The organism is Micrococcus sp. IITD107 (genome assembly GCF_041927415.1).
GTDB classification, from domain to species: domain Bacteria; phylum Actinomycetota; class Actinomycetes; order Actinomycetales; family Micrococcaceae; genus Citricoccus; species Citricoccus terreus.
Genome location: NZ_JBHFFN010000009.1, coordinates 20,323 through 43,445, shown reverse-complemented (window position 1 = coordinate 43,445; position 23,123 = coordinate 20,323). Strand labels below are relative to the sequence as shown.

The window sequence follows — 23,123 nt, the reverse complement described above, 5'->3', positions numbered from 1 at the left end:
GAACGACCTCGATAGGGTGGAAGGATGACCTCCGGCCCTCCACCTGCCTCTGCGTCCCCGTTCGGCGCCGATGACCACGAGGACCAGCTGCTGCCCGACGGCACTCGGCTGGGCGACGCCCTCTCCGCCGGTCGGCGGCAGGCCTGGGCACCCTGGTTCATCGGACTCGGGGTCATCGTCGTCGGGCTGGTCTGGGCGTGGATGACCCTGCCCACCCTGCCGGACCAGATGCCCACCGGGTTCGGACCCAGCGGGGAGGTCCGCGGCTGGGAGGACACCTCGTTCGGCTCTGCCGCCCTGAGTCTGATCATCGGTGCCGGTGAAACCGTGCTGCTGGGCCTGATCGCCGCCATGGTCCCGATGTTCGACTCCACCGACCCGGCACAACGCTCCCTCTGGGGACACTTCCGCGTGGAGGGCTCACACCGTGCGCTGCGCGCCGTCCTGGGGTGGATCACGCTCCTGCTGAATCTGATGTTCGTCTACCTGACGGCCCAGTCCTGGTCGTACGCGCGCGAAGCCGCGGACGGCACCGGCGCGGACATGCCAATGTGGCCGGTCCTCCTCTTCCTGGTCGGCATCTTCGTGGTCATGGTCCCGCCCTTCCGTCAGTGGGCACGGTGGTCCCGCCGCACGGCCGCAGAGCACGGCGTCCACCCCACCCCGGAGGAGGAAGCGGAGGAACGGCGCTGGCTGCCCGGCGGAATCCTGAACGACCCCACCGAGCCCAAGCTGTTCGTGCCCAAGCGCGAAGGCTATGGCGTGGGAGTGACACTGAACGTCGGGCACGCCAAGGGGAAGGCCGTCGTCGTGGTCTTTCTGCTGGTGATCATCGGCCCCCTGGTCCCGATCTTCCTGACCCCTGGGAACTGACCTGGCCCACCCCTATCCTGAGGGGACGACGACGTGACCCCGCGAGCCCAGGATGTGGTGCAGATGTCAGACCAGATCGATCAGCCCCGGCCGTCCGAGGAGGTCCACTTCCACACGCGCAAGTGGGTCAAACCGGAGGACCTGAACGCCAACGGCACCCTGTTCGGCGGATCGCTGCTGCGGTGGATCGACGAGCAGGCCGCGATCTACGCCATCATCCAGCTGGGCAACCAGCGCAGCGTCACCAAACTGATCTCCGAGATCAACTTCGTCTCCTCCGCGCAGCAGGGCGACATGATCGAGATGGGACTGAAGGCGGTCTCGTTCGGGCGGACCTCGCTGACCATGAAGGCCGTGGTGCGGAACATGATCACCCGGCAGACCATCCTCTCGATCGAGAAGATCGTGTTCGTCTCGCTCGGGGAGGACGGCAAGCCTCAGCCGCATGGGTACACGGAGATCACCTACGACCGCGACCGCCTTCCTCGCGAGCTCCCCGAGGAGTAGGCGTCGGCACCGGACGCCGCGAGCGAGTCGGCGCGCCACCGTGCTACGCCGGATGAAGCGTGCACACGCGCCGTCCAGGTTCAATGCGTTGCGTGGAGGGCATGACCACGAACCCCACGCACACCGCACAGAACACCGAGAACACCGACCGCACCACCACCCCGCTGCTCGTGGGCGCCGCCTGGCTCGCCGAGCACCGGAAGGATGAGAACCTGCGGATCGTGGACGCCACCACGTTCCTGGAGCAGCCCGAGGGCGACGGCTACTACGTGGTCTCCTCCGGCCGTCAGGCGTACGAGCGCGAGCACATCCCCGGTGCGGTCTTCGCCGACCTGCTCACCGAGTTCGCGGACACGGACGCCCCCACCACCTTCACCGCGCTGGACAGCCAGGCCTTCGCCGAGCGGATGGGGGCCCTGGGGATCGGGGACGGCGCGCACGTGGTGATCTACGACCAGGGCGTGAACATGTGGGCCACCCGCCTGTGGTGGAACCTGCGCTTGGAAGGGTTCGAGACCATCTCCGTGCTGGACGGCGGGCTCACCGCGTGGAAGGACGCCAGCCTGCCGCTGGCCTCCGGCACCGAGACCCTGCCCGCCGCCACGTTCACTGCACGCCGCCGCCCCGAGCTCTACGCCGACCGCGCGCGCGTGCTGGCCGCCATCCAGGACGACTCCCAGCTGCTGATCAACGTGCTGGACGAGGACACCTTCTCCGGCCACCGCCTCACCTATGACCGCGCCGGCCACATCCCCTCCAGCGTCAACGTCCCGTTCCAGGGCGCGCTCACCCCGGAGGGTCGGGTGGCCGGGGTGGAGGACGCCCGCGCGCTCTTCGCCGAGTCCGGCGCCCTGGAGGGCTCGAAGCAGCCCATCACCTACTGCGGCTCCGGGATCGCCGCCACCCTCATGGCATTCGAGCTGGCCCGGCTCGGCCGTGAGGACGTGGCCGTGTATGACGGCTCCATGACCGAGTGGGCCGCGGACGAGACGCTGCCCCTGCAGACCGGCCGCTGACCCCCGCCCCTTGACCGCCCGTCCGGCACCAGTGGAAGAGTGGTGACGTGCCCCTTCACCTCAGCCACGACTTCGCCACCGCCCTGCCCGAGCTCTCCGTGCCCTGGAGTGCGGAGGAGGTCGCGGACCCGCAGCCGGTGGTGGTCAACGCCCCGCTGGCGCAGCGGTTCGGCCTGGACCCGGAGTGGCTGGGCGGTCCTGAGGGTGCACGGTTCCTGAGCGGCCAAGAGCTTCCCGACGGCGCCACACCGGTCGCGCAGGGATATGCCGGTCACCAGTTCGGCGGGTATTCACCCCGCCTGGGTGATGGGCGCGCCCTGCTGCTGGGCGAGGTGCGGGGCGAGGACGGCCGGCTTCTGGACGTGCACCTGAAGGGCTCCGGACCCACGCCGTTCTCCCGGGGCGGGGACGGGCGCGCGGCCCTGGGCCCGATGCTGCGTGAGCACCTGGTCAGCGAGGCCATGCACGCCCTGGGGATCCCCACCACGCGGTCCCTGGGTGTGGTGGCCACGGGGCGGTCCGTGATGCGCGCGGACGGTCCACTGCCGGGCGCCGTGCTGGCCCGGGTGGCGTCCAGTCACCTGCGCGTGGGCTCCTTCCAGTACGCCGCGGCACTGCAGGCCCAGGACCAGGACCAGGACCAGGACCAGGATCTGGTGCGCAGGCTCGCCGACTACGCCATCACCCGGCACCATCTGCAGGCGGCGGACGCGGATCAACCGTACCTGGCCCTGCTGCAGCACGTGGTGCGGGCCCAGGGTGAGCTGGTGGCGCAGTGGATGTGCGTGGGCTTCGTGCACGGGGTGATGAACACGGACAACATGACCATCTCCGGGGAGACCATCGACTACGGTCCGTGCGCCTTCCTGGACGCGTATGACCCCGCCGCGGTGTTCAGCTCGATCGACACCGGCGGCCGCTACGCCTACCGGAACCAGCCGGCCATCGCCCACTGGAACCTGGCCCGGTTCGCCGAGACCCTCATCCCCCTGCTGGACCCGGACCAGGACCGTGCGGTGCAGATCGCCACCGAGGCGCTCAACGGGTTCGCCCGCGCGTTCAGCGTGGCCTGGGTGGACGGGATGCGCCGCAAGCTGGGGCTGTCCTCTGACCAGGACGACTCCACGGTGGGCCCCCTGGCCGACCAGCTCCTCCAGCTGCTCACGCAGGACCGCGTGGACCACACCGGGTTCTTCCACGCACTCACCCAGGCCGCCGCCGGGGACACGCGCCGGGTGCGCTCGCTGTTCACGGACCTGCCCGCCTTCGACGACTGGCTGGCCGGGTGGCAGGCCTTCACCCCGGATGCGGAGCTGATGTCCCGGGCCAATCCCGTGTACATCCCGCGCAACCATCTGGTGGAGGAGGCCCTTCAGGCCGCCACCGCCGGAGACCTGGACCCCTTCCACCGGCTCAACGAGGTGCTGGCCCAGCCCTACACCGAGCGCCCGGGCCTCGAGAGGTACGCCCAGCCGGCACCGGACTCCTTCGGCCCGTACGTCACCTTCTGCGGGACCTGACGCTCCCCTTCGCTGGATCACATACGCGCCAACTGTGGAGACATGCCGAGCCGAAGCGCACGTGGCGTGACCGTGATCGGTGAGGGGCCGGCGTCGGGTACTGCTGGCCAGGCCCCCTGGTGGCGCACTAGCGTCAGGACCTGGACCGATGTCCCAGGTGGCCCGCCACACCACACCCCTTGAGGCCGCCGCGAGAAAGGTGGATGCCATGAGCAGTGCAGACCAGAGCCAGCCGAAGATCCCCGGAGCCCCCGCGCCCCAGCCACCTGCTGTGGAGGAGCCCACCACCCCGGCGCCTCCGCTGGACCCCAAGCCGGACCAGAAGGGACCGGCCACCGTGTCCCCCACCGGCCAGCAGACCGGGACCGATCCCGCCCAGGTGGCCCAAGGCGGCGAGTTCCTGACCACCGCCCACGGCGCCCGCCTGAAGGACACCGACCACACCCTGCGCGCTGGGCCCCGCGGTCCGGCCCTGCTGCAGGACCACCACTTCCGGGAGAAGATCAGCCACTTCGACCATGAGCGCATCCCCGAGCGCGTGGTCCACGCCCGCGGCGCCGGAGCGCACGGCGTGTTCACCGGCTACGGCACGGCCGCGAAGATCTCCCAGGCCGGGGTGTTCGCCAAGGACAAGGAGACCGAGGTCTTCGTCCGGTTCTCCACCGTGCTGGGCTCCCGAGGCTCCGGTGACCTGGCGCGTGACACCCGCGGCTTCGCCACCAAGTTCTACACGGACGAGGGCACCTGGGACCTGGTGGGCAACAACATGCCCGTGTTCTTCATCCAGGACGCCATCAAGTTCCCGGATGTGGTGCACGCCGCCAAGCCCCACCCAGACCGAGAGATCCCGCAGGCCCAGTCTGCCCATGACACCTTCTGGGACTTCGTCTCCCTGCACACCGAGGCCCAGCACCACACCATCTGGAACATGTCCGACCGCGGCATCCCGCGGTCCTACCGGATGATGGAGGGCTTCGGCGTGCACACCTTCCGGCTGATCGGGCCGGACGGATCCACCTCCCTGGTGAAGTTCCACTGGAAGCCCAAGCTGGGCGTGCACTCGGTCACCTGGGAGGAGGCGCAGCTGATCAACGGCGCCGACCCGGACTTCCACCGCCGGGACCTGGCGGACGCCATCGAGGCCGGCGCCTACCCGGAGTGGGAGCTGGGCGTGCAGGTGTTCGAGGACACCGAGGACCAGATGTTCCAGGGCATCGACCTGCTGGACCCCACCAAGCTGGTCCCGGAGGAGCTGGTCCCGGTGGAGCCGATCGGCAAGATGGTGCTGAACCGGAACCCCTCCAACTACTTCGCCGAGACCGAGCAGGTGGCGTTCAACCCGAACAACCTGGTCCCGGGGATCGACGTCACCAACGACCCCCTGCTGCAGGGCCGGCTGTTCTCCTACCTGGACACCCAGCTCAGCCGGCTGGGCGGGCCGAACTGGACCCAGTTGCCCATCAACCGTCCGCACGCCGCGGTCAACGACATGCTGCGTGACGGCATGCATCAGACCGCCGTGCACCGCGGAGTGGCCCCGTACCACCCGAACTCGCTGGACGGGAACAACCCCTTCCCCACCCCGGCGGACGACCGGCCGTTCATCGACCACCCCGCCCCGGTGGCCGCATCCGTCAAGGAGCGCGAGCTGGCCGCGTCCTTCGAGGACCACTTCAGCCACGCCCGCCTGTTCTACCTCTCCCTGTCCGAGGTGGAGCGCGAGCACGTGGCCCAGGCGTACACCTTCGAGCTGGGCAAGTGCTACGAGCAGAACATCCGCGAGCGCCAGCTGCGCTGCCTCGGGGCGATCGACACCGGACTGGCCCAGCAGGTGGCCGCGGGGCTGGGCATGCCCGTCCCGGAGCCGGAGGAGGCCCCCGCGGACGTGCAGCCCTCGCCGGCACTGTCCCAGGTGGGGCAGGAGTGGCCGCTGGACGGTCGGCAGATCGGCCTGCTGGTGGGCCCGGATCCCGACGCCGGCCAGCTCGCCTCCGCGGTGCAGGCGATCGACGGCGCGGGGCTGGTTCCGCTGATCATCGCCCCGCAGGGCGGGCCGGTGGGCGGTGCGGACTCGGGCCTGGTGGCCCAGCGCACCTACCTCACCGCCCGCTCGATCGAGTTCGACGCCCTGCTGGTGCTCTCGCCGGCGCCGGCCGGGGACGACGCCGCCCACGGACTGGATGCCAAGGCCGCGGCCGCCGGACCGCGGACGGACGTGGATCCGCGTGCGGCTCTGCTGGTGCAGGAGGTGTGGCGCCAGGCCAAGGCGATCGCCGGGGTCGGCGGCGGGACGGACATGCTCCAGGAGGCCGGCGTGGCCGACTCCGCGGGCGTGGTCTCCGTCGGTGACGCCGCTGCTGCCGTGCAGGAGCTGCTCGGCCTGATGCCGGCCCACCGCGTGTGGGAGCGGTTCCCCACCACCGGGCGCCTCTCCGGCTGACCCTCAGCCGCGGCACTCTTCGTGTGACAGGAACCGGTCCCTCGGGGCCGGTTCCTGTCACATGAACGGTGTCTGCCGTCGTCGGCTGTCACTCGAACGGTGTCCGGGCTGCTCCCCCGCGCCTTGACCCCCTTCCCGGGACAGATCGGACCCTGTCCACCCGCGGAACTGTCCCGGGAAGGGGGTGAAACCGTCCCGGTCCGGCCCCACCCCGTCAGTCGCGGCCGGACAGCAGCCCCAGCAATCGGGCCAGCTCGGCCTGGTCCTCACTCCCCAGCACCGCGAAGAAGTCCCCGGCCTCGCGCCGGCGCACCTGCGTGACCTGACGCCGCAGCTCCACCCCGGCCTCCGAGAGCACGATCCGCGTGGCCCGCCGATCGGATGGATCCGGGGTCCGCTCCACCAAGCCCTTGTCCGCCAGCTGGTCCACCACTTCGGTGGCCGAGCGCGGGGCGATCCGCAGCCGCGCGGCCAGATCCTTCAGGCGCACTCCGGCCCCGTCGTCGCCCCTCTCTCCAGGACCGCCGTGGTGGCTGTGTCCGCACGGGGCAGGGTGGGAGCATCCTCCGTGCTCCACGGCGAACAGCGCCCGGGACTGGTGCGGCGTCAGATCCAGCGGCGCCAACTGCTCGCTCCACCGCCGGCGCAGTTGCCTGAACGCCGCGTGCATCAGCTCGCCCAGGTCCCCGCCGTCCACACCAGCGCCACCAGCGCCGCCCACGGCCCCAGCCGCACCAGAGCCTGGCTCCCCAGCACTCGCACTATCCACCTCTCGCATGCCCGCAGTCTACCCAGATTGCGCGGCAACCTCTTAGTGAGGTAACCTCACTACATCGAACCGCTCGGACGCATCTGTCCCCGAGCCCGGCGCACGCACGAAGGAGCGCCCCATGAACCACCCTTCCCCGAACATCCCCGCCGCCACCCCTGGCAGCATCCCCCACACCTCAGACCGCCCCGGCCGCGGCCCTGCGCGTCTGAACCCCGCAGACCGGACCCAGCTGACGCGTCATCCGGTCTCCCTGCGCCGCATCGCAGCCCTCTTCGCCCCGCACCGCCCGACCATCGTCGTCGTGGTCCTGCTCATCACCGCCGCCTCCGTGATCAACCTGGCCCAGCCGTTCCTGGTGCGCGGCGTGATCGACGACGCCCTGCCCCACCAGGACATCCCCCTGCTGATCTGGCTGACCGCGGCCATGGTGGGCGTGGCCGCTCTGACCAGTGTGATCGGGGTGGTGCAGACCTGGATGGCCACCGCCATGGGCCAGAAGGTCATGCATGCCCTGCGCGTGAAGCTCTTCACCCACCTGCAGTCCCAGCCGCTGTCCTTCTTCACCCGCACGCGCGGCGGCGAGGTGCAGTCGCGGCTGACCCATGACATCGCCGGCATGCAGTCCGTGGTCACCTCCACCGCCACCGGCGTGGCCAGCAACCTGACCACCACCGTCGCCACAGCCGTCGCCATGGTGGCGCTCTCCCCGCAGCTGAGCCTGATCTCCCTGGTGGTGCTGCCCCCGGCCATCTGGCTCTCCCGACGCGTGGCCCTGATTCGCCGCCAGGTCACGGACGAACGTCAGGCCACCCTGGCCGCCCTGCACACCCAGGTGGAGGAGGGACTCTCGGTCTCCGGCGCCCGCCTGGCCAAGACCCTGGGCACCACCGCGCGGGATGCCACCCTGTTCACGCAGCGCTCGGACCAGCTGATCGGCCTGGAACTGCGCAGTCAGCTGGCCGGGCGGTGGCGGATGGCCACCATGCAGATCGTCTTCGCGGCCATCCCCGCGGTGATCTACCTGGCCGCCGGCCTGCCCGCCACCTCACAGGGCATGACCATCGGCACCCTGGTGGCCTTCACCGCGCTGCAGGGTCAGGTGTTCCGCCCGGTGATGGGGCTGCTGAACATCGGCGTGCAGTGGGTGACCGCGCTGGCTTTCTTCTCTCGCATCTTCGAGTACCTGGACCTGGATCCGGACCTGAAGCCGCCGGCGGATCCGGCCCCGTGGGACGCCGAGCGCGTCCAGGGTGAGGTCCGCTTCGAGCAGGTCAGCTTCGCCTACGACGACGGCTCCCCCACCTTGGCAGAGATCGATCTGGTGATCCCTGCGGGCACCACCTCGGCGGTGGTCGGTTCCACCGGGTCTGGCAAATCCACGCTGGCCTCCCTGGTGCCGCGGCTGTACGACGCCACCTCCGGACGGGTGATGATCGACGGCGTGGACGTGCGGGATCTGGCCCCGGCGGACCTGGCGGCCACGGTCGGCGTGGTCTCGCAGGAGACGTACCTGATCCACGCCAGCGTGCGGGAGAACCTGCTGTTGGCCCGGCCCGGGGCCACCGACGCAGAGCTGTGGTGCGCCCTGGAGACAGCGTCACTGGCCGGGACCATCGCGGCACTGCCGGAGGGACTGGACACCCTGGTTGGAGCGCGGGGGCGTCGGTTCTCCGGTGGTGAGCAGCAGCGGCTGGCGATCGCCCGGACGGTGCTGCGCAACCCGCCCGTGCTGGTGCTGGACGAGGCCACCTCGGCGTTGGACAACACCACGGAGGCGCGCGTGCAGGCGGCCCTGGACGACCTCTCCTCCGGCCGCACCACCCTGATGATCGCCCACCGCCTGTCCACCGTGATGGACGCGGACCAGGTGATCGTGCTGGAGGACGGGCGGATCGTGGAGCAGGGCGCCCCGTCCGAGCTCCTCACCGCAGACGGCCCGTTCGCCTCCCTGGCCGCCGGCCGGGAATCAGCCCTGGTGGCTTGACGAGAATCAGGAGTGCGGCCCCACCAGTTCCGAGACCGTGCCCAACAGGTGTTCGTAGATGGTCCAGGACGGCTCGGCCTGCAGGCTGACTTCGCCGGAGTCACGACTCGCGGACGCATAGAGCCGGTAGGTGCCCCTGTCTCCGGCCGACACGCGCACCACTTCCTCCATCTTCGAGGTGGGGCCAGCGGCATTGAGCGTCCAGATGAACCATGGCTCCGCCCATACGGCCTGGTCCACCGGAGAGCTCCCCGGAGCCTCCGCCTGCGCAGTCCAGTGGCGCATGAGCTGCTCCTGGGAGACGGTCTCCTCATCCAATGCCAAGGACCAGGCCGGCCCTGCACCAGCCCAGGCGAAGAGTGATCCGGGAAGGTCTTCAGTGGTCACCACATCAAGCTGGCGGTAGCCGGAGTGCCCCACGTCGGCGACCTGTTCGTGGTCGAGGTACCCGGCAGACGGCCCCGCGGCGATGACCGCGAATCGGCTGTCGAACCAGGCCTGGAAGTCCGTGGCCCTCTCGCCACGGTGTGCGTGCACCGTGATCTGGGCCTGGGGACGAGCCAGCAGTCCCAGGATCAGCCCTGCCTCCTCGGACGGACTGGTTCCGTCCATCAGCTCGGCCCGTTGCAGCTCGTGGACGGCCGGCGTCCCCTGCGCCATCCGGCCCGGACGGTGTCCCTGCGCCAGGCTGACCAACAGCTCCCAGGCCTCGGAAGAGAGCACCGGTCCGCTCGAGCGGTAGACGCCCAGGGAACGCACTGAGTCCAGACGTTCACAGGGAAGGCCTATGGCCTGGGTTGCCACCTCGTCGAGTCGGATCTGGTGCCCCACATCAGCCGGCCCATCGCCGTCATGGACGTGGTCCGCCACCCTCGCGCTGGCAGCGATGGCGTCGAACACCGGACGCAGCGCACGGTAGGACGGTGGGGTCATGGTGGCAGTCAGCTGGACGGCCCAGCCCTTCTCGATGAAGAGGTAGTCCACCGACACCAAGATCCTGCCGTGGTCGGTCCTTGAGGAGAGAATGGCCCGCGCGGGCCCCTGCTCACGTTCCCACCAGGTCACGTCGATCACTCGGAGATCCTCGAACTGGGCGAAGAGGTGCCCCTGTGCGGAGGCCGAGAACTCGTGAAGGCCACCGGCGAACGGGTTGATCGTGCCGACGATGTTGGGGACGAACACGCCCTCCCCACTCACCTGGGGGAAGGCGAAGAACTCCACCTCGGGGCGAGGAGACTCCTCCGCTGCCCAGCCCCCGGGGATCTGGACATGGATGCGCGAGGTCTCCCCCGTTGTCGCTGAATGCTGGTCGGAGGAACTGGTCATCGGTGCACTGTCCTTGGTCGCTGGGGTCGGTGTCAGTCTACGGTCGTCGGTTCAGTGTGATCTGGTGCAGACCGATTCAGCCGAAGAGCCCACCGATGAAGTCCTTGGCCTTGCTGGCCGCGCCAGAGACCGCTCCTCCAATGTCCTTGGCCGCTTCCGTGAAGTTCGTGTTGTCCGCGATCCATCCGCCGACCTTCCCGCCGACCCATCCGCCGACCGCACCACCGACGAAGTTGCCGACGAAACCGCCGACCACGCCGCCGACGGCCGCGCCCACGCCGGGAATGGGGATCAGAGCCTGCCCCAGTGCGGCCCCACCGGCACGCCCGATAGCCGTGCCAACCTTCGAACCCACCTCCTCGCCCAGCGCCGTGGCGAACTGGGTCGTGGCTCCGTCAGCGACCGCCTCGGCCATCAGCTGTTCCTCAGACCAGTCAGGGTACTTGGTCCGCAGTTCCTCGTACTGCTCGCTGGTGGCCGACGCGAATCCGAGAGCATGTCCCCCGACGTTGATGCCTCGGAGGGTGTTCTTGGCCCACCCGGGGACCTTCGGCTTGCCCTTGCGATCGCCGAGCGTCGCTGCGTAGCCGACGGTGATCGTGCCGTCCTTCACGGAGATGTGATGGCGCTCCAGCAGACGCCGGAAGCTGGCGTTCGAGTTCGCGCCACGGGCACCCAGGAGCTTCCGGAAAGTCGGGGAGGCCATCAGCGCGGTGAAGCGTGGGTTGGCGAAGGGGTCGAAGCCCGCGGTCTCGGTCACGAACCGGTTCTTGGTGACGTCCGGAAGCAGGCGACGATGCTTCTCATCGATCCACCGATTGCCGCTCTCCACCCACTCATCCAGGCGGTTGACAAGCCCCGGAGGGATGGGGAGCCGATCCAGGACGGAGGGCCTGACGATCCGCGGGTTGGCGAACTCGTACGTGAAGTAGGTGGCGTTGCCCTTGGTGCTGTATCCCTCCAGGGCCTTGGTGGTCACGAAGGACGCGAGGCCGACCGGAAGTCCGCCGTCTCCGATCTCGAAGAGCTTGCCGGTGTTGGCAGCGCTGATCGCATCCGCACACGTCTTGGAGGCCTCGTCATAGGTGGTGGCCACGGCATCGATGCGGCCCTGAAGCGCACTCCGCTCCCTGCCATGTGCATCCCAGTCGAAGTCCTCGACCGAGGTGTCCACCGCGTTGTGCGTGGCGGCCTCGGCCTTCACCGCGTCGTACTCGGCTTTCAGGCCGTCGATCGTCTCCGCGAAGGCATCCAGGGCGTCCTTGATGGAGGTGGAGCAGGTCTCGGCCTCCTCCGCGTAGGTCTTGACGATCTGCGGGGCCGTGCTGACCAGCTCGTCGTCCGGGGAGGTGTAGACGGCGGAGAGACCGGCCCAGGACGCTGCACCGTCCTCGGCGTAGGTGACCGCGTCCTTCCCGGCTGTGGAGATGTTCGCGGCGGCAGTGCGGATGTTCTCCGTAGTCGGCAGCTTGGCCGGAAGGCCCTCAAGATAGACGGTCACTGGGGAACCCCCGGCCGGTTGCGGACCTGAGGCGTGACCTTGTCCGCCTCCGGGTCCTCGTCCGGGACGGCGGAGACAGCGGCCTGCGCGTCCTCGGCCACCTGTCGATCCCCGTCGACGTAGGCGTTGATGGCCTCATGCATCTTCAGGCAGATGTTGTCCCCCACGGCCTCGGCCGAGCCGAGCATGATGGACAGGTACTCATTGTTGGTCATCGACAGCGCCTGACCGATCTCCAGGTTGTCCGTGGCCGTGATGGCGTCCATGACGGCACCCTGCGAGTCGACCTTGAGCTGATCGATCTTGTCGAAGTGCCCTTTGGTGGTGTTGACGATACCCCGGGCAGTCTCTACCTCGATGTCCCACGAGCTCAATGCCATGGGTATCCTCCCTGTCTGTGCATGAAAGCGGTCTGTCCTGGTCCGCGAAACGGTTCCCCGTCATTCTAAGAACCCGACCTGTCGGCCGCGATGGGGAGTTCTCCCCATCCCTCGGCTCGGCACAGAGACGCCGGCCCACACGGTTACCCTGGAGGCATGGACATGTGGATCGGCATCGGCGTCCTGCTCTTCGGCGGACTGTTGGTCATCGCCAACCTGACCCGCATCCTCGGCTTCGACCGTGAATGGGCCCGGGCCACCCCGTCGATCTTCAACTATCTGGCCCGCAACTTCATGCCGTACACCTACCTGGGACTCGGCTTGGTCCTGGTGGGGTTGTCTCCGCAGCTCATCGTCACCGACCCACCGGAGCTGGTCAGTGCCCTCGGGGGAATCCTGGCGCTGCTCGGCATTCCCATTGGTCTGATCTCCCTGGTCCACTGGCCGCTGTTCCTCTCCCCGCCCTGGTACCGCCGCTGGTATCGCCGCGGCGGTCGCATGGGCAACAACGCTCCCCTCTGGGAGCCCGGCGAACGCCGGTGACCGCGGCCCCGGCCGAGCCCCCACGTAGCCCGAGGACACACGCCCAGGTGACCGGGCCGTCGTCGTGAAGAATGACCGCATGGAAGACCAGCCCAACCAGGCAGACCACCAGTTCGGATTCCGCACCCGCGCCCTGCATGCCGGGGCGGTGCCGGATGCCGTGCACGGCTCGCGTGCGGTGCCCATCCACCAGACCTCCTCGTTCGTGTTCGAGTCCGCGCAGGACGCAGCGAACCTGTTCGCCCTGCAGAAGTACGGCAACATCTACTCCCGGATCGGCAATCCCACGGTCGCCGCGTTCGAGGAGCGGATGGCCTCCCTGGAGGGCGGCCTGGGCGCTGTGGCGACGGCGTCCGGCATGGCCGCGGAGTTCGTCACCTTCGCCGCGCTGGCCGGGGCGGGCGATCACATCGTGGCCTCCTCCAAGCTCTACGGCGGCACCATCACCCAGCTGGACGTCTCCCTGCGCCGGTTCGGGGTGGAGACCACGTTCGTGAACTCCACCGAGGCCGAGGACTTCGCCGCCGCCATCCAGCCCAACACCAAGGCGGTCTACACCGAGATCGTGGCCAACCCCTCCGGTGACGTGGTGGACCTGCCCGGTCTGGCCCGGGCGGCGCATGAGGCCGGCGTGCCGCTGGTGGTGGATGCCACCCTGACCCCGCCGTACCTGATCCGCCCGATCGAGCACGGCGCGGACATCGTGATCCACTCGGCCACCAAGTTCCTCGGCGGGCATGGCACCACCCTGGGCGGCGTGGTGATCGAGTCCGGCCGTTTCCCGTGGGACAACGGGCGCTTTCCGGCCATGACCGAGCCGGTCCCCTCCTACGGCAACGTCTCCTGGTGGGGGAACTTCGGGGAGTACGGCTTCCTGACGAAGCTGCGTTCGGAGCAGCTGCGCGACTTCGGCCCGTCTCTGGCCCCGCAGTCCGCGTTCCAGCTGATGATCGGCGTGGAGACCCTGGCCCAGCGGATGGACGCCCACCTGGCCAACGCCCAGCGGGTGGCCGAGTGGCTGGCCGCCGATGATCGAATAAGTTGGGTCTCCTACGCCGGCCTGCCCGAGCACCCCCACCACGCGCGGGCGAAGGAGCTGCTGCCGCTCGGTCCCGGTTCGGTGTTCAGCTTCGGTGTGAAGGGTGGCCGGGAGTCGGGGGCCCAGTTCATCGCGAACCTGCAGCTGGCCAGCCACCTGGCCAACATCGGCGACGCCAAGACCCTGGTGCTGCACCCGGCCTCCACCACCCACCAGCAGCTCACCCCCGAGCAGCTCGAGGCCGGCGGTGTCCCGGAGGACCTGATCCGGATCTCCGTGGGCATCGAGGACGTGGAGGACATCCTCTGGGACCTGGACCAGGCCCTGACCGCCGCCGTCACGAACCCGGAGGAGACGAAGTGAGCACCGCACTGCCTGACCGCACCTGGACCGGTCCCACCGCCCCGGAGCGGCTGGACCTGTTGCGCCGCGCCCGGTCGATCGCGATCGTCGGAGCCTCGGACAAGCCGGCCCGTGCCTCCTACTTCGTGGCCACCTACCTGCTCTCCTCCACCACCTACCGGGTGTACTTCGTGAACCCGGTGCTGGCCGAGGCGGGCAAGCAGATCCTGGGCCAGCCGGTCTACCCCTCGCTGGCGGACCTGCCGGAGACCCCGGACCTGGTGGAAGTCTTCCGCAAGGCCTCGGACGCCCCGGAGATCGTGGAGGAGGCCCATGCGGCGGGGGCCAAGACCGTGTGGCTGCAGCTGGGCATCTGGAACGAGGACGCCGCCCACCTGGCTGAGTCCAAGGGCATGAACGTGGTGATGGACCGTTGCGTGAAGATCGAGCACGCTCGGTTCCACGGCGGCCTGAACCTGGCCGGCTTCAACACCGGCGTGATCTCCTCCAAGCGCCAGGAGCTGGACCGCTAGTCCGCTCCCCCCGCCCCTGAGACGCACTGAGACCGAGCCACACGGCTCGGTCTCAGTGCATCTCAGGGCGCCTCAGCGCAGAGAAGGAGAGCTCAGCGGCGGCGACCGCGGCCCAGGAACTGCTGGGCCAGACCCATCAGACCGCCACCGGCGGGACGGGTGCCGCCGCGGCGACCACCGCGACTGCGGGCGGCCCGGCCGGCCTGATTGATCATGCGCTTGCCCTCCGGGCTGCGCGCGAAGGACTGGGCCCGGCGGAACAGGTTCTTCAATGGCATGGTGGCCTCCGTCAGTGGAATGGGGTGTGCACCGAGGCTGGCTCGCCTCAGCGGTCTGATCACTCTACGGTCCTCAGCGGTGCACGCACAGGCTGCCGGTCCTCCCGGCTGTCCCGCCGCGGGGACAGCGCATCGTGCGGCAGCGGACAGAGCAGGGCCCCGGGTAGTCCGGCTGCGTGAGGGGGACGCATTCTGCCGGGCCCGGGGCCCTCTGTCATCACTCGCACCTTGATGAGGTGACTTCAGGATAGGAAGCCACGATGTGCATAGACCGGAGACAGCCTGGGAGGAAGCTGTCAGTCCTGAGGCGAGCGACGTCGTCGGGGTATCAGATACCCCTCTTGCGCGCAGGGTTACTGACTGGTAACCATTGACGCTAGTGCTTGTGACCCGGCTCACATCCGGCGTGATCAACGCGAAGGATGCGGATCGGAGCGATGGACCACCCGTCCAGCACTGCCCCTGACCGGTCACCCTGGTCGGCATCCACTCGCCCCCTGGATCTGAGGATCCTGGATGTACGGAAAGAACGCACCTATGCATTCACGCACTCGCCATCACCTGCCCTGGGCGGTGCTGGCCTCGCTGCTGGCACTGTTCCTGATCGGCGGCCTGGCCTTCTACTCGCTGTACAGCACCAAGGTCGCCGACGGCGCGGTCCGACTGGACGACGGCATGCGGACCGCCCAGACCGGCTCGACCGAGCTCAACGACGGTGCCGGCCGCGCCGCTGAAGGCGCCCAGGCCCTGGCCGACGGCTCCTCGGACCTCGAGGCAGGGACCGCCAAACTGGCCGACGGCGCCTCGAACGCGCACGAGGGCTCGACCGAGCTGGCCTCGGGTGCGGAGGAGCTCAAGGACGGCGCGGGTGAGCTGAACACCGGCGCCGCCCAGGCTGCCACCGGAGCGCAGAAGCTGGCCGAGGGTGCCCAGAAGCTCTCCACCGGTTCCGGTGAGGTGACTGCCGGTGCACAGCGCGCCGATGCCGCCGCCGGAAAGCTGGATGCAGGTGCACAGAAGCTCAAGACAGGGGCCGGTGCCGCCGCTGAGGGGGCAGGCAAGGTGGCCGGCGGTGCCGGGGAGCTCCGAGACGGTGCGGGACGCCTCAACGCCGGCGCCGGGGAGATCCAGGCCGGTGCCGGCAGGCTCGCCGACGGTGCAGGACAGGTCGACTCCGGCGCCCGGGAGCTTCAGGCTGGAGCAGGTGCCGCAGCCGAGGGCGCCAAGAAGGTCGCCGGCGGTGCCGGTGAACTGAAGACCGGTGCGGGGCGCCTCGATGCCGGCGCCAACGACCTGAAGACCGGAATGGGCTCCCTGGCCGCCGGTGTGGACCAGGTGGACGCCGGTGCCCAGGAGCTCCAGACCGGTGCTGATCGCGCCTCCCAGGGAGCCGCCCAGCTCGCCGCCGGCGCCGACTCCCTCGCCGCCGGGGCCCAGCGTCTCAGCGGCGGTGTGGACGCTGCCGCCCAGGGGTCCACCGACCTCAACCAGGGCCTGGGCCAGCTCTCGGGCGGGCTGACCAGCGCCCTCACCGGGGCCACCGCCCTCAAGGGCGGTTCGGCCCAGGTCGCCACCGGAGTGCAGGAGCTGGAGACCGGTGCACAGCAGCTCGCTGCCGGCCTGGCTCAGGGCACGGAGGGCCAGGCTCGTCTGAAAGCCGGCTCTGCAGAGCTCTCCACCGGACTCGGTGACCTGCTGGAGTTCGCCCAGAAGAACCCGGCCGTCCCCGTGGGCATGATGCTGGTCCAGCTCGAGCAGCTCAACGCGGGTGGCCAGAAGCTGGACGCCGGCGTGGCCGAGCTCCAGGCCGGCTCGGCTCAGATCCGTGCGGGCGCCGACCGACTCTCCGCCGGTGCCACTGAGGCGTCCACCGGGGCCGACCAGGTGGCCGGCGGAGCCTCCCAGCTGCAGGCCGGCCTGACCGAGCTGGAGGCGGGAGGCAAGAACGCCTACGCCGGGTCCACCGAGTTGAAGACGGGGCTGGCCCAGATCCAGGCCGGGGTGAAGGGGACTCAGTCTCAGCCGGGCCTGGTCGCCGGGGCACAGCAGCTCAAGGCCGGCGCCGGAGAACTGGCTCAGGGCAACCAGGCGCTGGCCGACGGTGCCGGGCAGCTGGTCGAGGGCACCGGGAAGCTTCAGGCAGGCGCAGGCCAGCTCAGCGACGGGGCCGGCGCACTGGCCACTGGTGCCCAGCAGCTGTTCGCCGGTGCGGGCTCGCTCTCCAGCGGAGCCTCTGAGCTGGCGCAGGGCAACCAGGCACTGGCTGAGGGCTCGGGCCGCCTGGCCCAGGGCACCGGTCAGCTCAAGACCGGTGCAGGAACGCTGCAGGCAGGCGCCGGGGACCTCTCCGACGGCGCGGGCCAGCTGTTCACCGGTGCCGCCACGCTCTCTGCCGGAGCCGGCGACCTCGCCGAGGGCAACCAGGCTCTGGCCACGGGTGCCGGAACCCTGCAGGAGGGCACCTCGGAGCTGAAGTCCAAGACCCCGGACCTGGTCGCCGGGTCCCAGAAGGTCACCACCGGAGCGGGAACCCTCTCCGCGGGTGCTGTGACGCTGCGCGAGGGCAATGCCGCCCTGGCTGCAGGCACGTCCAAGCTGAACCAGGGCACCAAGAAGCTCGCCCAGGGTGCGGGCAAGCTCGAGGGCGGCCTGAAGCAGCTGGACACCGGCGCCGGTGACCTCAGCGATGGTGCGAAGGAGCTCAAGGCCGGTGCCCGGGAACTCTCTGAGGGCAGCGCTGAACTGGCCGACGGAACCGGGCGGCTGGCCTCCGGATCGCTGCAGCTGGCCTCGGGCACCGAGGAGCTGCGCTCCTCCACCCAGGCCGCCTCGGCCGATCGGGTCTTCACCGGTCCGGCTGCCTGGCTGCTGCTGATCCCGTTGCTGCTGCTGGCGATTCCGGCGGTCATGTTCGTGATGAACCGCCGCCGCGAGCAGACCGCAGAAGCTCATGCCTGGGACGGTGAGGGGTGAGGCTCACCTGAGTGATCCATCCCCGAGGGACTTCCCTGGGGATGGCGAAGGGCCCCGGGCGATCCGGCTGCGTGAGGGGGAACGCATGCCGGACCCGGGGCCCTTCTTGTCATCACTCGCACCTTGATGAGGTGCTTTCAGCGTAGGAGTCCAGTGTGTGCACAGCCGCAACGCCGGCTGGGAACTCCCTGGCAAGGGTGGTCAGCGGGTGAGCTGGCCCTCGGCGACGGTGACCTCCAGGACGTCTGTGCGGCGGTTCTGCAGCACGGGCAGGAAGGAACGCACCTCGTCGATCCGCTCGCGGGTGACCTCTGCCGTCGCAATGGCCTCGGCCTCCTCGCCCAGGTGAGCGACCGGGATGGCCAGCGGATCCACGATCGCCGAGTGGCCCACGGTGTTGTCCGAGCGGGTGCCGGCGGCGACCACCCAGACGGTGTTCTCCACGGCGCGGGCCTTGAGCAGCGTCTGCCAGTGGTCGATCTTGTGGTCGCCCTTGAACCAGGCGGCGGGGATCAGCAGGACGTCGGCGCCGGCCACGGCCAGGGCACGGGCGACCTCGGGGAAGCGCAGGTCGTAGCAGGTCATCAGCCCGAAGGTGAGTCCACCGAGCTGGACGGTCAGCAGCCCGGAGTCGCCGGGCTGGATGCGGTCGGACTCCTTGTACTTGAAGGCATCGTAGAGGTGCAGCTTCCGGTAGGTGCCGGCCACCTGTCCGCTCTCGTCCACGGCCACCAGCGTGTTGTAGGGCAGCTCGGTCCCGGAGGGCTCGTACCCGCCGGCCACCACGGCCAGCTGCAGGTCCTCGGCGATCTGCTGCAGGCCCTCCACGAATCCGTCCCACTGCTGGGCGACCACTTTGGACAGGGTCCCGGCCACGTGCCGGATGGTGAACATGGACTCCTCCGGGAACAGCACCAGTTCGGCGCCGTCCTCCCGGGCAGACTCGGCCAGACGTCGCATGGAGGAGAGGTTCTCCGCCATCACTCCGGTGGGCCGGAACTGACCGACACTGATCTTCATGGTCCATCCTCCTGACGGGGCGGGGCTCTGGGACTCCAGCCTATCGCCCGGCCGCCCGCCGGGATTGCGCCCGTGGGCCGAACCGGGTGGGATGGAGTCATGAGCATTCCTCCCGCCGGCTGGTCCGGACGCACTGACGGCACCGGCCCCGAACACCTGCGCTGGCATCAGGCGGTCCGCGCCCTGGACTCCACAGCCTTCCCGACGACGGCCCCCTCACCGGAGCAGGCCGGTTCGGCTTCTGCAGGGGGAGACAGCACGGCAGACGGCGATGCGCACTCCACGGCGCTGGTCGGCTTCGCCTCGGACGAGGGCGTGCGCCGCAACCATGGCCGGGTGGGTGCCGCCCAGGGCCCGGCGGCCCTGCGTTCTGCCCTGTCTTCCCTGGCCGTGGTGGACGGCACCGGCTCCCTGGCCGACGCCGGGGATGTGAGCGTTCAGCTCGGTGATGAGGACTCCCCCGGGGATCTGGAAGCCGGTCAGGCACAGCTTGCCCAGCGCATCACCGCACTGCTGGACGCCCACGACCTCACGGTGGTGCTCGGCGGCGGGCATGAGACCGCGTACGCCTCCTATTCCGGCCTGGCCGGGTCAGCCCGCGTCGGCTCGGACACCCGGATCGGGATCCTGAACCTGGATGCCCACTTCGATCTGCGCCAGGCCCCGCTGCCCAGCTCCGGCACCCCGTTCCTGCAGGCCGCCCAGGATGAGCAGTCCGCCGGGCGGCAGTTCTCCTATGCCGTGGTGGGGATCAGCGAGGCCAACAACACCCGCATCCTGTTCCAGACCGCCGAGCGGCTGGGCGTGCGCTGGCTGACGGATGAGCAGTCCCATACCGCCGACCTGGATGCGGTGCGCCAGTTCGTGCGCGGGTTCATCGCCGAGGTGGACGTGCTCTACCTGACCATCGACCTGGACGTGCTGCCGGCAGCCGTGGCCCCGGGCGTGAGTGCACCTGCCGGATTGGGGGTGCCCCTGGAGGTCATCACCGCCTGCGTGCAGGAGGCGACCCGGTCCGGGAAGCTGGCGCTGGCCGACGTCGTGGAACTGAATCCCACGCTGGATGTGGACGGGCGCACCGCCCGGACCGCCGCGCGACTGATCCACACGATCGTCACGCGTCACCAGTGCTGACCTAGTGCCCCTCGGCGGTGGGGTGGTCCACCCCGGCGAGGTCCTCGGCACCTGGTTCGCCGGCACCGGCCTGGGACAGCACCTCCTCCACGGCGGCCAGCACGAAGCCCTCGCGCAGCAGCTGCTCGGCGGCGGCGAGCTGGGGTGCCATGAAGGAGTCGGGGCCGGGCCCCTCCACGCGGGTGCGCAGCACGCCCAGGGCAGCACCGGTGGCGGGACCGGGCTGCAGCGGGGCACGCAGGTCGATCGCTCGGCCAGCGGCCACCAGCTCCACCGCCAGCACCCGGCGCAGATTCTCCACCGAGGTGCGCAGCTTGCGGGCGGCGTGCCAGCCCATGGACACGTGGTCCTCCTGCATGGCGGAGGACGGGATGGAGTCCACGGAGGCCGGGATCGCCAGGCGCTTCATCTCCGAGACCAGTCCGGCCTGGGTGTACTGGGCGATCATCATGCCCGAGTCCACGCCGGGATCGTCCACCAGGAACGCCGGCAGCCCGTGGGAGCGGGCCGGGTCCAGCATGCGGTCGGTGCGCCGCTCGGACATGGAGGCCACATCCGCCACGGGGATGGCCAGGAAGTCCAGCACGTAGGCCACGGGTGCGCCGTGGAAGTTGCCGTTGGAGGAGACCCGGCCGTCCGGCAGCACCACGGGGTTGTCGATGGTGGCGGCCAGCTCCCGTTCGGCCACGGTGGTGGCGTAGTCCAGCAGGTCCCGCAGTCCGCCGGAGACCTGGGGTGCGCAGCGCAGCGAGTAGGCGTCCTGCACGCGGGAGTCCCCCTCACGGTGGGAGGCGACGATCGGCGAGCCGGCCAGGATCCGCAGCATCCGGTCCGCAGCACGGGCCTGACCCGGGTGCGGGCGCAGCGGGGCGTGCAGCTCGGGGACGAACACCCGGTCCGTGCCCAGCAGCGCCTCCACCGCCATGGCCGCCGTCAGGTCCACGGTGTCCGCGAGCGCAGTCAGGTCATGCAGGGCCAGGATGAGCATGCCCAGCATGCCCTCGGTCCCGTTGATCAGGGCCAGCCCCTCCTTCTCCCGCAGCTCCACCGGCGCGATCCCGGCCTCGGCCATCAGCTCCCCGGAGGGCCGGACGGCTCCGCCCGGCCCGGCGGCCTCACCCTCCCCCATCAGGGTCAGCGCCACGTGGGACAGCGGTGCCAGATCTCCGGAGCAGCCCAGGGAGCCGTACTCCCGCACCACGGGGGTGATGCCGGCGTTGAGCAGGTCCACCATGGTCTGGACCACCACGGGGCGCACTCCGGTCCGCCCGGAGGCCAGAGTGGTGGAGCGCAGGAACATCAGGGCCCGCACCACCTCGGTCTCCACAGCCGGGCCCATGCCCGCGGCGTGGGAGCGGATCAGCGACTTCTGCAGCTGCGCGCGCGACTCCTGCGGAATGTGCTTGTCCGCCAGCGCCCCGAACCCGGTGGAGATGCCGTAGGTGGGGGTCTCCCCGGCGGCCAGGTCCTCCACGTGCTGGCGCACCTCGGCCACGGCCTGCAGTGCCTGGTCGCTGAGCCGGACCTGGGCCCCGTGCCGGGCCACGGCGACCACGTCGGCGAGAGTGGTGCCGGAGGGGCTGAGGGTCACGGTCTGGGCTGACTGAGGGTGGGTCACAATCTCTCCTGGGTCCGGGCCGGTGGGCCCGCGAGTGTGGACGGGGGTGGTGTCGTAGGGGTCATACAGGTGGTGCAGCTCGCGCAGGTCGTACTGGAGCGGCGGCTCAGACCACGCGGCGGCCGGCCCGCCAGACGGCGTGGGTGAGCGGCATCCCGGGGCGGTAGGCCAGGTGGATCGCGGCGGGAGCGTCCACCAGGTGCAGATCCGCCCGCTTGCCCACCTCGATGCTGCCCACCTCCTCCTGCGCCCGCAGTGCCAGCGCCCCGCCGAAGGTGGCCGCTCGCACCGCCTCGGCCAGGCTCAGGTGCATCTGCAGCACGGCGGTGCCCACACAGAAGTTCATGGACGAGGTGTAGCTGGTCCCGGGGTTGCAGTTGGAGGCCAGCGCGATCTGCACGCCCGCATCGAGCAGCTCCCGGCCCGGCGCCAGCGGCTCTCGCGTGGAGAGGTCGCAGGCCGGCAGGCAGGTGGCCACGGTGCCCGGTGCACTCTGCCCGCCCCGCTCCCAACCGGACCAGGACTGTGCCAGGGTCGCGACGTCGTCGGGAGTGAGGTGGTTGACGTGGTCCACGCTGGCGGCGCCCAGCTCGACGGCGAGCGCCACGCCCGGCCCCTCCCCCAGCTGGTTGCCGTGCACGCGCAGCCCCAGCCCGGCCTCGGCGCAGGCCTGCAGGACGGTGCGGGACTGCTCCTGGGTGAAGGCGCCGCGCTCACAGAACACATCCGCCCACTGCACGTGCTCGCGCACGCCCTCCAGCATGGGCCCGACGACGTCACGCACATAGGCGTCCGCGTCACCTCCCGGGGGCACCAGGTGGGCGCCGAGGAAGGTCACCTGGTCCACCACGCCCTCGGTCCGCAGCTCGGCGAGCAGGCGGGCCTGGCGGATCTCCTCGTCCACGGAAAGCCCGTACCCGGTCTTGGTCTCCAGGTAGGTGGTGCCGCCCCGGACGGCGTCCTGCACCCGCCCGGTGACCAGCTCGCGCAGCTGGGCGTCGCTGGCCGCGCGGGTGGCCTCCGTGGTGACGTTGATCCCGCCGGCGGCGTAGGACTGCCCGGCCATGCGGGCCTCGAACTCTGCGGAGCGGTCCCCGGCGAACACCAGGTGGGTGTGGGAGTCCACCCACCCCGGCAGCAGGGCACGGCCCTCCACGGAGGTGACGGTGTCCGCGGCGGGGGCCTGGGCGGCGGGGCCGATCCAGGCGATCCGGTCCCCCTCGATCACCACGGCGGCGTCCTGCAGGACCCGTTCCTCCGGGTCCACCGTGGTCAGTTCGCCGATGTCCGTGATCAGCTCTGCGCTCATCGTGTCCTCTCGCGC

At 70.1% G+C, this 23,123-nt stretch carries 19 protein-coding genes; 11 read left to right on the top strand and 8 right to left on the bottom strand.

The genetic code is table 11. The annotated features are described in order from the left end of the window. Positions 1-24 precede the first annotated feature (24 nt). The 5 genes from ACEXHE_RS12635 (at position 25) to ACEXHE_RS12615 (ending at position 6,356) form a co-directional block, all read left to right on the top strand. A complete protein-coding gene (locus ACEXHE_RS12635; RefSeq protein ID WP_374786056.1) occupies positions 25-873 on the top strand; it encodes a hypothetical protein in 849 nt (282 codons plus the stop codon). 63 nt (positions 874-936) lie between these two features. Further along, on the top strand, positions 937-1,380 hold the full coding sequence (locus ACEXHE_RS12630) for an acyl-CoA thioesterase (protein ID WP_374786075.1): 444 nt from the start codon (positions 937-939) through the stop codon (positions 1,378-1,380). Between the two features lie 101 nt (positions 1,381-1,481). Then, positions 1,482-2,396, top strand: coding sequence for a sulfurtransferase (locus ACEXHE_RS12625; protein WP_374786055.1), 915 nt, complete (start codon positions 1,482-1,484; stop codon positions 2,394-2,396). A 47-nt stretch (positions 2,397-2,443) separates the two neighbouring features. Beyond that, on the top strand, positions 2,444-3,916 hold the full coding sequence (locus ACEXHE_RS12620) for a YdiU family protein (protein ID WP_374786054.1): 1,473 nt from the start codon (positions 2,444-2,446) through the stop codon (positions 3,914-3,916). A 208-nt stretch (positions 3,917-4,124) separates the two neighbouring features. Further along, on the top strand, positions 4,125-6,356 hold the full coding sequence (locus tag ACEXHE_RS12615) for a catalase (protein WP_091699361.1): 2,232 nt from the start codon (positions 4,125-4,127) through the stop codon (positions 6,354-6,356). Between the two features lie 214 nt (positions 6,357-6,570). On the opposite strand, the gene ACEXHE_RS12610 is transcribed toward ACEXHE_RS12615, so the two are convergent. Beyond that, the gene (locus ACEXHE_RS12610; protein WP_374786053.1) at positions 6,571-7,134 is read right to left on the bottom strand and encodes a MarR family winged helix-turn-helix transcriptional regulator; all 564 of its coding nucleotides are present in this window, start codon (positions 7,132-7,134) and stop codon (positions 6,571-6,573) included. Positions 7,135-7,246: 112 nt separating this feature from the next. Between ACEXHE_RS12610 and ACEXHE_RS12605 the strand changes: the two genes are divergently transcribed. Next, on the top strand, positions 7,247-9,112 hold the full coding sequence (locus ACEXHE_RS12605) for an ABC transporter ATP-binding protein (protein ID WP_374786052.1): 1,866 nt from the start codon (positions 7,247-7,249) through the stop codon (positions 9,110-9,112). A gap of 6 nt (positions 9,113-9,118) precedes the next feature. Here ACEXHE_RS12605 and ACEXHE_RS12600 read toward each other — a convergent pair whose 3' ends face one another. From ACEXHE_RS12600 to ACEXHE_RS12590, 3 genes are all read right to left on the bottom strand, one after another. Further along, positions 9,119-10,438, bottom strand: coding sequence for a hypothetical protein (locus ACEXHE_RS12600; protein WP_356969779.1), 1,320 nt, complete (start codon positions 10,436-10,438; stop codon positions 9,119-9,121). Between the two features lie 76 nt (positions 10,439-10,514). Beyond that, positions 10,515-11,939 carry a hypothetical protein gene (locus ACEXHE_RS12595; RefSeq protein WP_091699307.1) on the bottom strand — a complete coding sequence of 475 codons (1,425 nt, stop codon included), beginning with the start codon at positions 11,937-11,939 and terminating at the stop codon, positions 10,515-10,517. Further along, positions 11,936-12,319: a DUF6507 family protein gene (locus tag ACEXHE_RS12590; protein WP_374786051.1), complete on the bottom strand. Its 384-nt coding sequence runs from the start codon at positions 12,317-12,319 to the stop codon at positions 11,936-11,938. Before ACEXHE_RS12590 ends, ACEXHE_RS12595 begins: the two co-directional genes overlap by 4 nt. Positions 12,320-12,475: 156 nt before the next feature. Here ACEXHE_RS12590 and ACEXHE_RS12585 point away from each other — a divergent pair, with 156 nt between their 5' ends. The 3 genes from ACEXHE_RS12585 to ACEXHE_RS12575 all read left to right on the top strand — a co-directional run bounded on the left by ACEXHE_RS12585 (position 12,476) and on the right by ACEXHE_RS12575 (position 14,776). Then, positions 12,476-12,862 carry a hypothetical protein gene (locus ACEXHE_RS12585; protein ID WP_091699312.1) on the top strand — a complete coding sequence of 129 codons (387 nt, stop codon included), beginning with the start codon at positions 12,476-12,478 and terminating at the stop codon, positions 12,860-12,862. 79 nt (positions 12,863-12,941) lie between these two features. Further along, complete coding sequence (locus tag ACEXHE_RS12580; RefSeq protein WP_374786050.1) at positions 12,942-14,264, top strand: O-acetylhomoserine aminocarboxypropyltransferase/cysteine synthase family protein; 1,323 nt, start codon at positions 12,942-12,944, stop codon at positions 14,262-14,264. Further along, entirely contained in the window at positions 14,261-14,776 is a 516-nt protein-coding gene (locus ACEXHE_RS12575) for a CoA-binding protein (RefSeq protein ID WP_374786049.1), read from the top strand. The genes ACEXHE_RS12580 and ACEXHE_RS12575 overlap by 4 nt, the downstream gene beginning before the upstream one ends. A 92-nt stretch (positions 14,777-14,868) precedes the next feature. Here the strand turns inward: ACEXHE_RS12575 and ACEXHE_RS12570 are convergent, their stop codons facing one another. After that, positions 14,869-15,054 carry a hypothetical protein gene (locus ACEXHE_RS12570; protein WP_091699317.1) on the bottom strand — a complete coding sequence of 62 codons (186 nt, stop codon included), beginning with the start codon at positions 15,052-15,054 and terminating at the stop codon, positions 14,869-14,871. Between the two features lie 537 nt (positions 15,055-15,591). Between ACEXHE_RS12570 and ACEXHE_RS12565 the strand changes: the two genes are divergently transcribed. Next, on the top strand, positions 15,592-18,027 hold the full coding sequence (locus ACEXHE_RS12565) for a hypothetical protein (protein WP_374786048.1): 2,436 nt from the start codon (positions 15,592-15,594) through the stop codon (positions 18,025-18,027). A 201-nt stretch (positions 18,028-18,228) separates the two neighbouring features. Here the strand turns inward: ACEXHE_RS12565 and ACEXHE_RS12560 are convergent, their stop codons facing one another. Then, positions 18,229-19,047 (bottom strand): carbon-nitrogen hydrolase family protein, encoded by an 819-nt coding sequence (locus ACEXHE_RS12560; RefSeq protein WP_374786047.1) that lies wholly within the window; start codon positions 19,045-19,047, stop codon positions 18,229-18,231. A gap of 99 nt (positions 19,048-19,146) precedes the next feature. Here ACEXHE_RS12560 and hutG point away from each other — a divergent pair, with 99 nt between their 5' ends. Then, positions 19,147-20,181, top strand: a complete 1,035-nt coding sequence (gene hutG / locus ACEXHE_RS12555) for a formimidoylglutamase (protein ID WP_374786046.1) — start codon at positions 19,147-19,149, stop codon at positions 20,179-20,181. Position 20,182: 1 nt separating this feature from the next. Here hutG and hutH read toward each other — a convergent pair whose 3' ends face one another. Both hutH and hutI read right to left on the bottom strand, forming a co-directional pair. Further along, entirely contained in the window at positions 20,183-21,802 is a 1,620-nt protein-coding gene (hutH, locus tag ACEXHE_RS12550) for a histidine ammonia-lyase (protein ID WP_374786074.1), read from the bottom strand. Positions 21,803-21,905: 103 nt separating this feature from the next. Next, positions 21,906-23,108 (bottom strand): imidazolonepropionase, encoded by a 1,203-nt coding sequence (hutI, locus tag ACEXHE_RS12545; protein WP_374786045.1) that lies wholly within the window; start codon positions 23,106-23,108, stop codon positions 21,906-21,908. Between the last annotated feature and the right edge of the window lie 15 nt (positions 23,109-23,123).

Excerpts from the sequence above, each read along its gene's own strand:
- ACEXHE_RS12580 (WP_374786050.1), top strand. The coding sequence starts at position 12,942 with ATGGAAGACCAGCCCAACCAGGCAGACCACCAGTTCGGATTCCGCACC.
- ACEXHE_RS12615 (WP_091699361.1), top strand. The coding sequence starts at position 4,125 with ATGAGCAGTGCAGACCAGAGCCAGCCGAAGATCCCCGGAGCCCCCGCG.
- hutG (WP_374786046.1), top strand. The coding sequence starts at position 19,147 with ATGAGCATTCCTCCCGCCGGCTGGTCCGGACGCACTGACGGCACCGGC.
- ACEXHE_RS12570 (WP_091699317.1), bottom strand. The coding sequence starts at position 15,054 with ATGCCATTGAAGAACCTGTTCCGCCGGGCCCAGTCCTTCGCGCGCAGC.
- ACEXHE_RS12605 (WP_374786052.1), top strand. The coding sequence starts at position 7,247 with ATGAACCACCCTTCCCCGAACATCCCCGCCGCCACCCCTGGCAGCATC.
- ACEXHE_RS12625 (WP_374786055.1), top strand. The coding sequence starts at position 1,482 with ATGACCACGAACCCCACGCACACCGCACAGAACACCGAGAACACCGAC.
- ACEXHE_RS12560 (WP_374786047.1), bottom strand. The coding sequence starts at position 19,047 with ATGAAGATCAGTGTCGGTCAGTTCCGGCCCACCGGAGTGATGGCGGAG.
- ACEXHE_RS12565 (WP_374786048.1), top strand. The coding sequence starts at position 15,592 with ATGCATTCACGCACTCGCCATCACCTGCCCTGGGCGGTGCTGGCCTCG.
- ACEXHE_RS12610 (WP_374786053.1), bottom strand. The coding sequence starts at position 7,134 with ATGCGAGAGGTGGATAGTGCGAGTGCTGGGGAGCCAGGCTCTGGTGCG.
- ACEXHE_RS12590 (WP_374786051.1), bottom strand. The coding sequence starts at position 12,319 with ATGGCATTGAGCTCGTGGGACATCGAGGTAGAGACTGCCCGGGGTATC.
- ACEXHE_RS12630 (WP_374786075.1), top strand. The coding sequence starts at position 937 with ATGTCAGACCAGATCGATCAGCCCCGGCCGTCCGAGGAGGTCCACTTC.
- ACEXHE_RS12635 (WP_374786056.1), top strand. The coding sequence starts at position 25 with ATGACCTCCGGCCCTCCACCTGCCTCTGCGTCCCCGTTCGGCGCCGAT.
- ACEXHE_RS12600 (WP_356969779.1), bottom strand. The coding sequence starts at position 10,438 with ATGACCAGTTCCTCCGACCAGCATTCAGCGACAACGGGGGAGACCTCG.
- hutI (WP_374786045.1), bottom strand. The coding sequence starts at position 23,108 with ATGAGCGCAGAGCTGATCACGGACATCGGCGAACTGACCACGGTGGAC.
- ACEXHE_RS12585 (WP_091699312.1), top strand. The coding sequence starts at position 12,476 with ATGGACATGTGGATCGGCATCGGCGTCCTGCTCTTCGGCGGACTGTTG.